Annotated in this window: 16 protein-coding genes and 1 pseudogene; 1 reads left to right on the forward strand and 16 read right to left on the reverse strand. The window is 40.4% G+C overall.

Annotated elements, in window-relative coordinates; all coding sequences use genetic code 11:
- The first annotated feature begins 602 nt into the window (after positions 1–602).
- The gene (locus ACWPWK_RS07985) at positions 603–1199 is read left to right on the forward strand and encodes a hypothetical protein (RefSeq protein ID WP_109373212.1); all 597 of its coding nucleotides are present in this window, start codon (positions 603–605) and stop codon (positions 1197–1199) included.
- A gap of 75 nt (positions 1200–1274) precedes the next feature.
- Here ACWPWK_RS07985 and ACWPWK_RS07990 read toward each other — a convergent pair whose 3' ends face one another.
- The 16 genes and pseudogenes from ACWPWK_RS07990 to ACWPWK_RS08065 all read right to left on the reverse strand — a co-directional run bounded on the left by ACWPWK_RS07990 (position 1275) and on the right by ACWPWK_RS08065 (position 16364).
- On the reverse strand, positions 1275–2999 hold the full coding sequence (locus ACWPWK_RS07990) for a phage tail fiber protein (RefSeq protein WP_454208679.1): 1725 nt from the start codon (positions 2997–2999) through the stop codon (positions 1275–1277).
- A 41-nt stretch (positions 3000–3040) separates the two neighbouring features.
- Positions 3041–4081: a hypothetical protein gene (locus ACWPWK_RS07995; protein ID WP_109373211.1), complete on the reverse strand. Its 1041-nt coding sequence runs from the start codon at positions 4079–4081 to the stop codon at positions 3041–3043.
- A gap of 3 nt (positions 4082–4084) precedes the next feature.
- A complete protein-coding gene (locus ACWPWK_RS08000; protein WP_162558379.1) occupies positions 4085–7477 on the reverse strand; it encodes a host specificity protein J in 3393 nt (1130 codons plus the stop codon).
- Positions 7478–7491: 14 nt separating this feature from the next.
- Complete coding sequence (locus ACWPWK_RS08005) at positions 7492–8142, reverse strand: tail assembly protein (protein ID WP_208623309.1); 651 nt, start codon at positions 8140–8142, stop codon at positions 7492–7494.
- Positions 8046–8774, reverse strand: coding sequence for a C40 family peptidase (locus tag ACWPWK_RS08010; RefSeq protein WP_109373209.1), 729 nt, complete (start codon positions 8772–8774; stop codon positions 8046–8048). Before ACWPWK_RS08010 ends, ACWPWK_RS08005 begins: the two co-directional genes overlap by 97 nt.
- Positions 8775–8795: 21 nt before the next feature.
- The gene (locus ACWPWK_RS08015; protein ID WP_109373208.1) at positions 8796–9500 is read right to left on the reverse strand and encodes a phage minor tail protein L; all 705 of its coding nucleotides are present in this window, start codon (positions 9498–9500) and stop codon (positions 8796–8798) included.
- Positions 9501–9554: 54 nt separating this feature from the next.
- Positions 9555–10187 carry a hypothetical protein gene (locus tag ACWPWK_RS08020; protein WP_109373207.1) on the reverse strand — a complete coding sequence of 211 codons (633 nt, stop codon included), beginning with the start codon at positions 10185–10187 and terminating at the stop codon, positions 9555–9557.
- 13 nt (positions 10188–10200) lie between these two features.
- Positions 10201–10530: a phage tail protein gene (locus ACWPWK_RS08025; protein WP_109373206.1), complete on the reverse strand. Its 330-nt coding sequence runs from the start codon at positions 10528–10530 to the stop codon at positions 10201–10203.
- Entirely contained in the window at positions 10531–13527 is a 2997-nt protein-coding gene (locus ACWPWK_RS08030) for a phage tail tape measure protein (RefSeq protein WP_109373205.1), read from the reverse strand.
- Complete coding sequence (locus tag ACWPWK_RS08035; RefSeq protein WP_241253972.1) at positions 13496–13771, reverse strand: phage tail assembly protein T; 276 nt, start codon at positions 13769–13771, stop codon at positions 13496–13498. Before ACWPWK_RS08035 ends, ACWPWK_RS08030 begins: the two co-directional genes overlap by 32 nt.
- A gap of 65 nt (positions 13772–13836) precedes the next feature.
- On the reverse strand, positions 13837–14226 hold the full coding sequence (gpG, locus tag ACWPWK_RS08040) for a phage tail assembly chaperone G (RefSeq protein WP_109373203.1): 390 nt from the start codon (positions 14224–14226) through the stop codon (positions 13837–13839).
- A 71-nt stretch (positions 14227–14297) separates the two neighbouring features.
- Positions 14298–14759: pseudogene (locus ACWPWK_RS08045) on the reverse strand (phage tail tube protein); the annotation flags it as partial.
- 11 nt (positions 14760–14770) lie between these two features.
- Entirely contained in the window at positions 14771–15166 is a 396-nt protein-coding gene (gene gpU / locus ACWPWK_RS08050; RefSeq protein ID WP_167392495.1) for a phage tail terminator protein, read from the reverse strand.
- Positions 15166–15729, reverse strand: coding sequence for a phage tail protein (locus tag ACWPWK_RS08055; protein WP_109373309.1), 564 nt, complete (start codon positions 15727–15729; stop codon positions 15166–15168). Before ACWPWK_RS08055 ends, gpU begins: the two co-directional genes overlap by 1 nt.
- A 9-nt stretch (positions 15730–15738) precedes the next feature.
- Positions 15739–16011 carry an ATP-binding protein gene (locus ACWPWK_RS08060; protein ID WP_109373200.1) on the reverse strand — a complete coding sequence of 91 codons (273 nt, stop codon included), beginning with the start codon at positions 16009–16011 and terminating at the stop codon, positions 15739–15741.
- Between the two features lie 11 nt (positions 16012–16022).
- Positions 16023–16364 (reverse strand): DUF2190 family protein, encoded by a 342-nt coding sequence (locus ACWPWK_RS08065; RefSeq protein ID WP_109373199.1) that lies wholly within the window; start codon positions 16362–16364, stop codon positions 16023–16025.
- Positions 16365–16451 lie beyond the last annotated feature (87 nt).

Below are 16451 nucleotides of genomic sequence, written 5' to 3' on the forward strand. Positions count from 1 at the left end.
TTTTTTCTGTTGGCATATAAGTTCCTATTTTGCTGTTTCTGACGACTCTTCTTGAGTTCATTAAAACAATTCTAACATCAGATCCACCATGCGTTAGTTATTCTCTATGCTATAATGCGCCCTCATTTTCTACCCTCACAAAAAAATAAGGGTAGCAACGCCTAAATAGACGAAAGAATTACAGCATGTCAGAAAATACAGAACTCAATAAACCAACAGAAAATCATCATGTTAATAGCCATTCAAATACATATAATTTGAACCGTTTCTCTGTTGCGCCGATGCTCGATGGAACCGACCGAGTTATATAATCAATTAGTTATAAATTTCTGGTGCGCTATTGGTGTCCTGATTTTATCCTGCGTTTCTATTCCGCTTTTTTAGCTCTTTCCATATCATACATCCTCACCCTATATCTAACATTAATTACAATGAGTCGCTAATATTTACTTTATAACAAAAGAAATTTCAAAGTTTTTACATTAATAAAATTAAAAATAAAATCAACCAGTTACAAATATCACAACTTGTAATTACAAAAAACCATTGATCTATATTATTCATCATATATAGTTATATACAAATCATATATGGAGAATTAAATGAATATTTCAATATCTGAATCCACATACAAACGACTCGAACAAAAAGCAATTGGTTTTGACACACCAGAACAAGTAATAATTAGACTCTTAGATCAATCTGATGGGTTTTCTTCATCAAAACCAGAGCTCTATTTTGCTCCAAATGAAGATGAATTTAAGAGAGACTTTCTTAATTCAGGCATTTCAGAAATTGCTCTTTATTATAAGAGTGGTAAACGAGAAATCGTCCATTGGAAAGCTAAAAAGTTCACAAAGGATTCAAATCTTCGTGCTAATTTATGGTCTGGATACTTAAGAAATTGGAGTGACAAAGGAATCATAAAGGCGGAATTAGTAGCACTTCCCAAAGGGACTAATAGTCCAGATGATGATACACGAAAAACTATATCATTAGCCGAAATGCTTGGTTTGAAATACTATGAAGAAATGAAAGTACTAGATGACTTATATGATATCCATGTATATAATAATAATGACAATTATCCTGTAGGATATTACATTGAATTTAGTGATGAAGCTCCTGAAGATATTTTGAATAAAATAAGCGGGTTACACAATCTCACAGTTTATTTACCTAATTATTCTTTTGAGTAAAGTCATTAAAATAAATAAGACGCGGGCTAATTACTTAATTAAACCGCCCGCTATTTAAAATAGAACTTCTTTTTATTATAGTAATTTGTCACCACTTCCTAAATTACACTGCTCCTTCATCTTCTCTTCCTTTTGTCTGCGCTCCTCTTCCGCTTTCTGCGCTTCTTCCATCTCACGCATTCTCACGTTATAGATTGAGCCTTCTGGCATCTGTACACGCACGGAAATAAAACGACCATCAGGGATATCAATCGGATCCCCATCGTTGAAACCGTCAATATCATTACTGGCGAACTCAGGTGCGTTAGGATGAGTACGATGATAAGTTTTAACGAGAATAGAACCGTCCTCATTTACTTCAGAGTTAACCCAAATAAGTGGCTGTTTATTAACATCGAGTGGAATTTCAATACCACCATCGATACCACCCCAGCCTGCATCTGAATTAAAACCTAGCACCCCCTCAATAAGATATTCACCCTTTGCTACTTGAGTAACCGTAGCACCCTCGGATTCGTCATTAGTCGTGAATGTGCCGTCAGGATTGATGTTGATAATTGGGGAGGCTCGTTTGTAGAAACCATTACTATCTACAGTCCACATATCTTTAGTCATAACCTGAACAGTAGATCTGGATCCATTTATGCATCGCTGAACATGAAAATAAGCCCCGTAGTTGGAAAATATTAATTTCTGCCAATTTTGCTGATCATACTGAATAGATATGGCATTACCGTAAGCAGTGACTCCATCTGGAATTTGCTTTGGGTTAACGTATGAGTAAAAACCAGAAGCCAAGCCAGTCCCAAAATCATCAAACCTATTCCCATTAACTAACTTACCAGAACCAAGACCATAATCACCAGCAAGCATCAGTGTGCCACCTTTCCTTTCTGGAAATCTAATACTATTACCAGAACCATCATAGGAAAGATAAAATCCGTAAGGAACACCCTTTTCAGCTCTCAATAACCCAAAATAATTTGTTGGATTAGACTTATCTGAACTATAAAGCCCTTGGTAAGACATTAACTGACCATTGAATCTCTGAGTTTCTGAGTTTGTCAAAGAGGCTAATACAGACCAATCAGACCAAGCTTTTGCGTTTACGCGAATCCTATTAGCAAGCAATGGAGCTTGTACAGTACCACCCGACTGTATTTGTAAAACAGATCCAGTACCATCCCCGCCTTGTCTTGTAGAAACAATAAGAGGCTTATATGGTTCAAAATAGTTAGCTGAATTAGCTCCACCAGCACCATAAAAACCAGCAGAAGTTATATCGTTAGCGTCAGGCGGTGTTAATGGTATGATAGGGCCATTATCAGCAGTTGCTCCAACACCAAAATCACCAACGTGAACCGTCTTATTATCATCAGCCTTTTTACTAATATCCCCCTGCATCTTCTTAATGCTATCAAGTGTGATAACTTCACCATTTGGCATCTCAATTTTTGTTTGACCAGTCTGAGTCATCCATGTATTCATCGCATCGAGAAAATATTGCGTGTATGCATTTATTGCAACCATCGTTCTTGCTGCATCACTATTATTGTCTGGCTCAGTAATATGAATTGAAAATGTGGTGTTCGTTGCTGTGGCTAATGCAGGGTGTGCTAATACTAATTCAGTGTCGGAATTAACGGATTTAATCATATACGGAATATTCGTGTTTCCCGATTTAATTAAAATTGTCATTCCAATATTAATGGCTGGATTATTATTTTTAAATTTAGTGCCAGTGCCTTTGACAATAGCAGACCCTGACACAGTAGAGACTGTGCCTGTTGTGTATATCATAAATAGATTTTCCTAGAGGTATAAATGAAATGAAGAGTTAATTAAATATTGAAGTAGTCGCTGAGTTCGATACCGTAGATATTAAATTCTATTTTAAATGCATTACCGCCATCTGCTCCGTATGGACCACCGTACTCTGAACCTATACTGTATATGTCATCCCAATAAACACTATTACTATCATTTCTAAAGCCAAAGCCAGTACGCATATAAATAACATCATCTCTATTACTTCCCTGTATTCTCCAGTTAACAAATTGTGCATCTGGAATAATCATCGGCTTCTTAAGTTTAGAGAATGAAGCACCATTCCGATTACTAAATCGTGTCGTTTCTCCGAGTTTCATAGGTTTATAGTTGGATGAAAATGTAATTTCTTTTTTATCATTATAAATAACAAGACCATATTTTGGTGGGTTTAATTTAAAGTTAGTACAAAATATAACTATATACATTTCACAGGGATCACTAACAACTAAACCTCTTGCTTTATTATATGAGAATACAGCACCTGAATTTTTAGGCCTTACAAAGATAACAGGATTCATTTCATCGGTAATATGAGTCGGCATTCTCCAGCCATTATCTTTACCTGCATTAATTTTTACAATCTCAGCAAAAACACAATAACCACGCATTGATGGCGTTAATTCACTAATACCGTTCATTCCATGTAGACGAATTCCGTATGATTCACTATTTGATTTTGGATAACCATAAAAATCAAATACAAACTCAGGATCTTCCTCTGCGTCTTCTGAGTTTACTCGTGATCCGGCTGGTCTTTCATCGACATAGAAATTAAAACTATCACCAGATATATTATAATCTGTTACATTTGATGAGAACCAATAATACGAACCAGGGATCTTATATGTCCTAGATACTATTCTAGGAATAATAATGATGTTATACCGTTCATATTCATGGATATTGTGCTTCATGGTATTCCATCCAGTATTTGGGAAGAAATAGCCATACCACCCCATTTTGACAGTACCAAGATATCCCATCACTTGATTATCATCAGCATCTAAATAATATTCATTACCAATATCTGGCTTAATATAAACACCATACATTAATTAAGCTCCTTCTATTTTTCCTATTTCAATCCTAATTTCTCCTTTAGCACCGTAAACCGCAATCCGTTCATTGGTGATAACGGTATGCGCACCAGTCTTGTTTGTTCCTATATCTAATTCACCTCGGAACGTTCCTTTGTTCATTTCAATATTGCTAGTTTTACCATCAATCAAAAAACCACTTTTCGCCGGAACATAATCGCCAGATTTAATATATTCAGTGACAACAACGGAATTAAGCCACGCTTCATTAATAAAGACCTCACGCATAAACAATTGCCCGTTCTTGGCATACATGAATAATTCCATTTTTCCGTTAACAGGGTTATACCAAACGAAATTATCCGCGTTGTAACCAATATACGACTCAAGCTTGCCATTCTTAACTTGAGCGCTAATGACCTGTCCTGCTGCATTGTATTTCACGTTATTATGAACAATCGTAATATTGATTGAATGAGTGACAACACCGTCACCAGACTGCTCAAACGTAGCTTGCATCTTCTCCTGAATCAAACCCTCCTGTTCATTAAATTTAGCTTGAACTTGTGTTTTGTTTTCAGCAAAAGCTTTGTTTGTGTTAGAGATGGCAGTAGAGTTTGAAGCGATATCGGCTTGAGCCTTGTCCACTTCTGTGCGGATTTCAGTAAATCGCTGACCAAAAGCCTCGTCAAGTTTGGTAATTGACGTTTGAGTCTCTTTAATTGCAGACGTATTGTCACCAACCGCAGAGTAAATTTCTTTAACTTCCTGTGCCCATGCTTCGTTATCCGTCGCACGAACTTGCCATAGCTCTTTGATTCCAGCTTGAGATTGACCGTGTTTCACCAACAAACTGCGTGATAGTCTAGAGTCTTCATTACTAAGAATAATTGCTGTCTCAGCATTCCAATCTAATTTATCACTGAGTTGTTTGCCGGCATCTGTTGTCATGAACTGGCCGTCTAATTCATCGAGTATTTCTTTGGTATTACTATTAGGCTCCCCTTTGGCTTCAACAAACACTGATTTTCCAACAGCGTTTATACTGCGAACATAAATATAATAGGTATGCCCTGCTTTTAGGTTTCTACCTTGAATAACCCACATAGAACTAACACCTAAATATTCAGCACGACTTTCCACTTCGCGAATATCCGTGATCTGCTTTTCTGAAAACCAAAACTCATACTGTGCACGTAGACTATTTTGACCACCGGAACGCGGAATAATCCCCAAGCTAAAATAACCGGATTCCACTTCAATATAACTCGGTGGTAATGGCGGGTTAATGGCAAATGAGGTTGTGGCCACATCGCCTTTTCGTTTCCGATCATTTTGAGGTACAACGGATAAAACGTAATTTCCTTGAGGTAAACCACCAAAACGATACATCGTATCCGTGGTTGAGGCGGTGCCGACAATGCGATCACCCGTAGTGAGTTTTAATAAAAAGTCTACCCCTCGACTGGAATAAGGCGTGTTCCAACTGGCCTCCACTTGCCACGCACTCGCATCCGATTCGATATCCACAGAAAGGTTTTCAACCGGTGGAATAAATCCACCCAGTGGCGTATCGGGCTTTGGTTCAAATTTAGCGCCTTTATCGACAATCGCCTCTTTTTCGGGTATGTGCTGCACAGCAATAACCGTAAAACTGCTATCACCGTTATCAGCTAAACTGATGGCGCGAAATAATCGACGACGTAAAGACGGGAGCGTTAACGTCCAAATTCCGCCCTCTCGTAACCCTAACGGTAAAGTATCTAGCTTTATTTGGTTAGATGCAGGATAACTAGTGACTTCATAAGATTGCGGATCACCTTGTGCATTGATGAGTGTAATGCTTGATTTACCGCTTTTGGGTGTGTCGATATTGCGATCTAAGGTTAATGTTTGAGAGGCATAATCAATGTGTGTCAGGCGTCCACCCATTTGATTATCCGCGTAATAGTTATCGGCAATTTCGATAATATCACCCGGCATATGACGTAAGCCTTCGCTGCCGACAGTAAACTCAACCGTCTGTGTCTCTAATTTTTCCGTGGTTAATAACCAAAGACCATGACGATGGGCTTGTCCTCGGCTAGTACAACCAAAGGCATCGACGCGCATCACATTACGTCCAAAACGCGCAATGCTGGCATCATCTTCAACCAATTCAACACTGGTTTTCCAGCCATTATCGGGATCAATAAAACGAACCTCGACAGCGGTATGACGCGATTTTAATGCGCTAAAGCTGTATTGGAAGTTACCATCAACCACATTGGCGTTGGTATAGGGCCACACCACATCAGACGGTCTATCTTGAATAAAGGTTAATGTTCGCCCATTCCAGACCGGCATAATGCGCATCATGGCACACATATCGCCCATGACATCATAGGCTTTGCGCATATCCGTAATGTAGGCATTGCACGTCATACGGGGTTCTTTTCCACCGAACCCATCATCAACCTGTTCATCACAATAACGACCTATCGCATACAGGGCGAATTTATCGACCTCACTGATATTGAGACGTTTCCCCATGCCATAGCGAGGATGAGTTAATAAATCCCATAATATCCATGCTGGGTTATTGGTAAATGCCGGTTTAAAGGTGCCATCCCAAATCCCTGAGTAAATCCGTTTATCTGGATCATAATTACTCGGCACCTGAATAATGCGACCTTTAATTAAATAATTACGGCGAGGAAATTTATTACCAAACTGCTCACTATCAAACATCAATCCTGCAACGGCAGAGCCTGGATAAGTTTGTGAAATATCCACTAACTCAGAATAGCTCGACCAAACGGTATTATTTTGAATTTTGTCAGAGGTGCTGTCTTGAGTGATGCGGATCATGCGTACACTAAATGGCGCGGGGGGTAAATTATCCAACACAACGGCCATTAAATAAGGTGAGTTAGAGCGTTTGCCATTAATTGTGACGTTTTTCTCTGTTATCCACACCCCATTGCGCTGGATTTGGATTTGTAATTGAACAGAAGTGGGTACGCGATCACCATTATCTTTGGTTTCAACCAGAGCTTGTGTACCAAAGGTTAGACGTAAACGGTCAATATTGGGCGAGGTGATAGTACGAGTGACAGGGGAATTATATTTAACCTCAATCCCTACGGGCACTTCATTCGCAGATGCCGTAAAGCCACTCATTGCCGGTTGCTCTAATGTCCCTGCTCGCCATTGTGCATACATCCCATTAATGGTGCTATTGCCAGAGCCGTCTATCACAGGCGTATCATCCAAGTAAATACACCCTAAATCATCCATCGAGCCTTGAATATGAATAGGGCCTTCAATCGGTCCCTCACTGATTAAATCAATTAATGAGGCTTTTTGCCGTGATGTTAAATCGTTCGGTGCCTCATACGGTGTTTTTTGACCACCTCCACCTTTACCCATAATACGAACTCCTCTTATCCACCGTGTTTACCGGCATCGATATCTTCGCCGTCACTGTCATCCATAATTTCAACGGATTGTGAAATGACGCGTGAACCACACATAATTTCGCCATACGCAATGGGCACTGGCATCCCTTGAGCAACCGCGTTATCAAGATTGCTAAAATAGGTATTGCCTTTTTCTTCATCGCCACGAGATAAATTAGGGGGTTTAGGGGCGGGGATCAGCATTTGGGCGACGCCACCAATCATCATGGCTGCACCGCCTGCCATCAAAGAAGTCGCCACTGTTGCGGAGATCCACGCAGGCCCCCACCATCCCAATGAAAATAAAGCAGCACCCGCAACAAACTGAAAAACACCGACGTTTTTAGCGCCTGATAATTTCGGCACAATATGGACGACCGCGTTATCCGGTAAGGTTTCATTGAATTTTGGGTGAACTTCTTGCGGGGAAATATCGGTACCGGCAATGCGGACTTGATACCAACCATCACGAATGGCGAGGCGTAAGGCTGGAATTTGAATAAAAAGCGCGTGAAGCCCTTCAGAGGCGGTATTCACATTTAAATCAAAGCGACGTCCAAATCGTTGCAAATTCCCATAAAGTCGGAAGGTTGCCAATCGCGGTAACGCCAGATTGAGTGCGTCATTCGTTGCCATCGTTCGTTATACTCCTCGCGTTTACTGAGTTGATTAGGTATGTGATGCAAAATCGTTTGATTGCCTAAATAGATCCCCGCATGATTAGCACGAGAGCTGGCATAGCAACACAAAATAATATCGCCGGATTGCGCCTCTTTTTTTACCTGCCGAAAACCACTGCTTATCATATTATCGAGATATAACTCTTTGCCTTGTCGCCACCAATTATCGTGACGCTCAAAATCAGGCAGATCATGTCCTGCCAAATGGTAAGCATCACGAAACAACCCATAACAATCTGTTGAGCCATGAATAAATTGACGACCTAATAGATGAGGCACTGGCTGATAGCAGTGGATTTTTTCATCACAGACCACCCACCACGGCAATGCGCTGTTCACCTGCAGTTGTCGGTCTAAGGTGCTTAGATAAGGCTGACCATCAGGGTGACTGTGTACAACCGCAATCACCTCGCCCTGCTGTTCGGCTCGAATAAAATCATCAAAAGAAATCGTGAAATGGTTTTTCGGATCGGCATGCTGATTAACACAAGGTAAATACTGTTCACCCTGCGCGGTACTTATCAATAAGCCACACGCCTCTAAGGGCGCTTGCTCTTTTGCATGCGCCAAAATTGCTTGTTCAATCATGAGAAACACCTTAGGAGGGAATTAACTGTTACCAATGCGGGACGTGGAAACAAATGCCCCTATGCGGGATTCGTTTTTTCGTAACTTACAGTCACTAAGACGCTTACCGCATTTGTCTTTTAACGGATCGGTGGTTGGCTTTCCCCACTCATCGGCAACAGGAGCACCTTTATATCCGCACTCTTCTGAGCGATATCCCCAAGGGCAGATATCTGACAAAATAACGCGACCAGGAAGCATTAATCCGTCTGTTTCACTGGGTGTCGCCAACATAAAGGTAGCAGTCACTGAATTTAAACTGGTCATCTGTTCGATGATCCAACGTGTCGCAATCTCTTGTGATGGGTCGGCATTAGGGTTGCCTTGGGGAAAATTGACCGCATCTAAAAATTGGGTGCTGACAATGCGACGCACCACCAGCCCACCAATTGCACTATCTAGCTGACTGGCAATCCCTGTAATCAGCCCGAATAAATTCGACAATGTAATAGTGGGTCGCCCTGATGGGCCTTTACCATTAAAAGAAAACCCCTCACCTTTCACGGGGTAAGGCTCATAGGTATTTCCTTGCCAGATTAACGGCTCTTTACGCTGATTGAGTCCATCAAAAAAGCGGTACCGAATACCGCCTATTTTAGTTAAATCAAATTCATAAAGCTCAAGCAAAGCATCAGTGGAGGAGAGTTCGGTAACACTAATTCGCATTTCAGGAGGAATATGTTGCATATTAGCTCCAAATAAAAAACCACCCGAAGGTGGTTGATATTCTAAACAAAAATATTATAAAGAATCAGCTAGACCTTTTGCTTTTTCTTTTATAACTTTTTCTTGCTGATCTTTTTCTTCTAGTTTTATTTTTTCAATAAAACTAGATTTATAAAATAACGATATGATTACATCTTCTTTACTAGGCGATGCCCCAATCATTAATATAACTCTACTTGAATCATCACCTTGAAATATAGAAATATATTTACCACAAAATTCATTACTTAAGCATTCAGGTAAAGTTAATTTTCTTTTTGTTCTATTTTTCCATAAATACTCTTCAGAATACTGCTCACCATATTTAGAAGACAATGCCTGTTTTAATATATTATATTTTTCCACAACATTATCAGTATTCTCGTAATCACTTATAGAAATTAATGTTCCGACATTAACCAATCCATATTTATCATCGATACCAACATCATATCGCTCAAGACCATCTATTAATTTAGAATCACTGTTAATTAAATATTCTTTTATTCTATTTTCTTTGCTCCCAATTAATTTTATATTTCCAGCTTTATTTAATACTTCTTCATACGTCATACCCCAACTTAATCCAAACGGAGCTGATATTTTTTTCTCAATCGCTTGCACATTAATACTAAAAAATATAAAAATTATTGAGATTATTCTTTTCACACTAATATCCTCATTACAATAAAACCTGTTCAAATTCAGCCATTATTTCAGTTCTAATCATCCCAACTGAAGACGACCATTTTCGACATAGTACCTTAACTAGATCTGATTGATGAGGTGGCTTCCATAAAAATGCGGTAACACCAGCATGTTTTTCTAAAAATGATTCAATCTGCAAACTTTCACTATTTATATAGATCAGCGTTACATTGTATTTTTTTAGATTATTATTAATACCGTCAGGGCGACGCTGTTCATAGCCGTCGCCAAATTTCACTGATTTTACTCGAGGCTCAAACTCCTTTTTCATATCAGGTTTAACTTTCCACTTAAATGTTTCCATCTACATAGCTCCACCATCCCGACGTTGGCTCATAATATAGTCCTGAGCACCTCGCTTACTGATTTCATAAACTTTTTTCAATGCTTCAGGCCCTATCTGACCATTGCTACCGTCATTTTGAATATTAATATGATAATGCTGAGTAACACCTCCTCCCTGATTAGGTATTTTCGCAATAACACCCAGCTTCCCATCAGCACCACGGCGCAAAGGGAAAATGCCTTCTGGCCCAGCTTCTCCCATCAAGCCTGCACCTTTTGCAAACGCAAACATAGTAGGTTTATGAACAATCTGCCCACTGTAAGCGCTTAGGCTGGCTGAGTTGTAAACACCACCGTTAGCATTCACAACTGGTGCGCTAAAACCAAAGCCCATCGCCTCTATTCCTTTAACTAATGACATTTTAATTAAAATATCCGTTAGCATTTTGAGAATGGATTTTGTAAAGTCTTTGAAATTGGCTTCACCTTCAAATAATACGTTGGTTAACTGGCTACTAAACCCATTAAGCGCCATAGAGGTAGCATTTTGTACTTGAGAGTTAACATCAAGTGCTGTGTCTTTATAATTACCCCATGCTGTTTGGGCGCCAGCTAACCAATCTGCCCGTTTCTGATCTTCAACTTCATAGGTTTTTTGTTGCTCGGCTAACATATTATTCAGATGCGGACTGTCTTTTTGTCCAGCAAGCAATTGAGCGCGCTCTAAGTACCGTTGTTGCTCTCTTGCTGATTTACCCATACTTTCTTCAATCGCTTTACGTTTTTCCAATTGTTGAGCAATATATTTATCAGCCTGATCTTGCATCTTATTTAAGCGCTCTTGCAAAGCAACTTCATCACCCACTAATGCAAGTTTTTCCTTTTGAGCAAGAATATTTTCTTTATTTGATAATAAAGATTTTTCGGCGTTAGTTAATCGGCGCGTTAATTGCGCCTCTTCTAGAATTGCAAATTGCGCCTGTTCTTTTTGAAACTCCTTGCGTTGTTGACTGATAACATCATTAGCGCTTTGATGTTTTTTAAGAATTTCTAACTGAGCTTGTAATGCCAACAAATCACGAGAAGCTTTTTCCTCTTCTTTATCACCTGCAGGAACTGTATATGATTTACTTCGACCTGAACCCGGCATTCGACGGTCTCTATGTCGGTAGTTAATCATCTTTTCATATTCTTTATATTCCTCTTCTGTAAGTGCCCATTTATTTGCCATTAACTCAGCAAGATCTCTATTTTTCTTACTTTCCCAGCTAGCATTTTTATTAAAAAGTCGATCTTTTATTCTCAATTTGTTGACTTCTAATTGATTAGCTACTTTTTCGGCTTGCTCCTGAGCGCTTTTAAGGTCTTGTTGAAATTTTTGCTCATTTAAAGATGAAATCTTTTCCTGTATCTCATTTATTCTATATTGAGGTGAAATCCCGATATTATTTAAATTCCTTAATAAGGATTCCTGTTCCCTAATTTGATCTGCAAGTGTTTTTTCTCTGCCTACATCAAGCATGGCATCCCAACCTTTTTTTGCAGCATTCCTAATGCCTACCCATGCCGATTCTAAGTATCCAAGGTTTTCAACAATATCATTAGCACCATCATTAATAGATTGCGCATAAGCATCGATGGCCAATCGTGCTGCTTCGGTTTTATTACCTTGTAATTCGAGCGTTCTGATTTGCTCTAATTGGGATGCGGTGAGGTGGTGGTTCGCTTTTTCTAATTCAAGCGACATTTGAAGTGGTTCATCTTGCAAGCGTTTAAACTGATCAATCGTGGTATCAATCGCCTGCCCTGTGATGTAATTCATCTGTGCGGCCGCTTTTGAAACACGGGAAATCTCATTATTTGAAAATACGCCTGTACCGACAACACTCGAAATAGATGATGCCATTTCACCACGCGTAATACCACCCCCCGCAAGGGTTCGCGCCATTTCATTTAATTGGCTCGCGGATTTATTTGCGTAGTTACCCGTTAATATCAACTGCTTGTTAAATTGGGAAAACTCTCTTTCTGCATCATAAGCTAATTTTGCAACGCCCGTTAAACCGGCAGTAATCCCTCCCCAAATACCACCGCGAACCAGTGACCCCATATTAAAGGAGTTGGCAATACTCTGAAGACGGCTAGCTAATGACTTGCTGTTTTTATCAAACTCTTTAGTTTCTTTGTTCGATTCAGATAAACGACGAATATAGATCTCAGCTGAAGAACTGACACCAAGTTGAGAGGCTTGATAACGCAACATCTGTTCACGACTTAAATTTTGAGTGGCAACCTGTTCTTTTAGTCGCTGAATAAACCGTGTTTTTTGTTGTGTTAGAGACTCTTCTTCTCGGCGTAACTTTATTGACTCTGAAGTAATAGCAGAAATAAGCACCTGATAATCGCGCTGATGGATAGTGCCTTTCTTCACTTCTTGGTTTAACTGAGCCTGAATTGCTCTTAACGCTGATGCACTACCTGATAATCCTTTAACGGCTTCGATTTGTTTGTAGTATTTTTCAGTATTCGCATCTTGTTGATCTTGTATCGCCTTTATTCTTGATTTAGTGACATTTTGAATTTCGGCGAATTGCTCACCTGTAATTTTGAGCTTGTCATAAGCCTTTGTTGATTTATTTAAAACCTCAGTGAGTTGTTCGAGTGCATCTCTCGTTTGCCCAACACTTTGAGCTTGCTCTAAAAAAGCATCGGCTTGTTTGCGTGATTCAATAGCTGAACGCGCTTCCTCCTGTGCGATCCGCTGATAATAATCAGCCCGTTGTTGCTGGGAAATTTCTTGTTGATTGTTAAGTTCTTGAAGAGACTGCGCAGTACTCTCTGCTGAACTGCGAGCAGATTGCGCTTGTTGTTCAACCAGTTGAGCCATACGTCGTTGACTGGCTTCGGCTTTTTCTGCGGTTTCTTGCAGTTGACGTTCAACACGCCCCATTTGCTGGCTGAAATCTGCTGTTTCAGCGCCTAAATTAATCGTGAGATCCGCTATTTGTTGGCTCATATCGTACTCCGCCCGCTATCCCTTCACTGACCGCCATCATGGTTTCATCGTCCATATCAACAGCGGGTTTTCGTAACAACACGCTAAAATCCTCTGGCGATAAATTATCACTGCCACCAAAAACACTGGCGACAGTGAAGTTAAGTCCAGAAAAAGCATGATCAATGAGTTGGAGAGTGAAGGGAGTTTCATTAAAGAAGTGTAACCAATCAGCGAGCTCGGTCGCTGTCATTTCGCTGAGCATCCTGCGCCAATCCGCTCGTTTAAATTCATGTGACAAACGCAGGATAAATTGATGTTCACGGGCAACTACTTTTCCAGTGACTCTTCCTGTGCATCACTGTGAATATTTTCATTTTCCGCGCTTTCAACTTGTGCCATCCCGCTAATCACCAGCACTTCTTTAGCTGCAAGAGCAAGTGCTTCAGGATTCCATGTAGAAAGAACATCATTGTAAATTAGCTCAACATCACCCGATCCACCGTGCGCTAATGAACGAGACACTAACCAGGCATTTGATTCTGTATTTGCACGAATAATCAGGGCTGTTTTTTTAACGCCTTCCACTTTTTCAATATCGTCGTTTTTTTCTGATTGCTCGACTAAAAAATCAAAGTATTCAATGCGTTGAAGTGCTGATAATTCATACAACGCAACAGAATTACCGCCGTAAGTAAATTCTTTTTTATTTAAAAACATACTGTTACCTTTTATTCATCGTCTTTTTTAATAACGGGCGCACTTTTTCCTTGCTCTGACGCTGATTTAATTTCTTCAGCAAGAGCTGGACGACCACTATTAGTGATCTTAATCGTGCGGGTGATCACTTCTTTTGCGGGTACCGTTTTTCCCAGCGAACTTACCCAGCCACGATAAATATCGACTGCCCCATTCGGATAACGAATACGATAGTGGCGAACATCTCCCAGTTGGAACCAATCAACCAGATCTTTTTGTCCTTGCTCACCCGGTTTCCATGCCAGCGTAATATTGGCTTCACCTGCTGATTTTTCCCCCTGAGCAGTTGCTTTCCAATCCGCATCTTCATCGTCAAGATAGGTATCGTCATAACTGTCCGCGGTAATTTCACCCGGCTGTAACTCTTTAATTTTTGCCAGTCGCGTCCAATCCGTATCATCAAACGGCGCTTTTAATGGGTCTTCGGTACCGCTATAAATCCAAAGCGTGGTACCAGCACCTTTTACGGGTGCTAATGGGTTTGGTGTAGGCATAATGATTCCTTTTACATTGAGTAACTAATTTGATAATTGAGATCGACAGAACCCCATAACCCCATTTCTTCATCACGATGGTAGTCGTAGCCGTTAGGGGTCATATTTTCGATAAGATCGGACAGTGCGGGAATGGAGGTCAGTGCGGGATAAATCACAGCTTCAACCCATTTATCTAATTCAGCATCAGGGCTATTCGCACTGAGAAAAACTTCTATGTGAACAATCGCTTGCCAGCTGTCTTCATCGAGGTTTTCACCTGTTGAAATAGCATCGGTGATATACACAGCAATCGCTGGGAAGTCGTTTTCATCCACAAAAAAAGGGCGACCATCAAATACTGTCGCCCCATTGGCATGAGGCTCAATCGCCTCTTTAATTGCGTGTCGGATCTGTGTGTGTTTGATCACCAAACCCTCCCTTTTATATAAAGCCGTAATTGTTGCTTTAAGGCCGATGCCATTTCTTTAGGCATATCAGATTCAATAAGCTTCTCTGACTCTTCGGTGTAAGCCGTTGTTAACGGTGTGACGAGCGGAATTTTAACCACTTCGATAGGATAACGACTTTTCCCAACGCGCTGAAGAATATGCCAGCGCCCATTATCAAGCTGTTGAATAAAGGCATTAGGAAAAGAAAATTTGCCCACTTTCAACACGCTCCCTGCTCCTTTCTGATTACCTCGTTTTCTTGATAGTTGAACGCGAGCACTACCCAAAGCAATGGCGGGTAAATTACCCCGATTTATCACTAATCTAGCACGAGGCGTTTTATAGCGACTACTCGCTCGACTAAGTCGAACACGTTGACGGATCAGGCGTTGAGGCACTTTGGTTTCAGCTGAAACCCGTTTAACACTATGGCTAATGACACGGCGAGCAACACGGTTGATCGCCATTGCCGTTGCTTTCGGTACCATTTCATCATTAATGCTATTTAGGTTTTTAATGGCTTGCTCTACCCCTTTCATATCACCCACCTATTTAATCCAAATATGTGGTTTACCATTAAACTTTTGATATCGCGTGATTTGGTAAGTTTTGCCATCAATTTCAACAGGATCCTTACGGTCAGGTTGATAGGTTGACGAAAAAATAACATAACTCACCCCATCACCGCTCATCGACCCCAATTCAGGGATAAAATGAGATTCGAGTGCTTGATAAAAAACACCATTGATACGGATGGGAACCCCCATCCGTTCTTCGGTCACGTTATCCATTCTTTTTACCAACCGTTCAAATGGATTCATCGTTTCCTGCCTTATGGCGTACCCGCTGGCGCAAACACATTCAGTTTAACCGTGACATTTTCACTCGATGCATCCGCATCATCCCAAACAACACCAGCAGGTGTACCACCTGTATCCACCACGACATTGTCTTTAACGGACGCCGTCGCACCGGCTTTTAAGGCAATACCGGCTTTCTTGTTCAGCAAGAAAACACCTTCTGAAAAACCATCACCTTTCTCACTAGGTTGAATATCCGTAATCGCAACACAAGCAATAGCGCCAACGTGCACCAGTTGACCACTTTTAATGATCTCTTTTGTGCTATTAACCAGAGCAATTGTGCCACCCTGTTGTACATAATTTTTAGCCATAAAAACTCCTTCCGATGCCGAAGCACCGGATTTTAGATATAAAAAAAGCCCATCAGGGCATCAGGGTAAAACGAAGAAAAAAGACGT

It is taken from the genome of Proteus sp. Marseille-Q3619 (genome assembly GCF_965283115.1).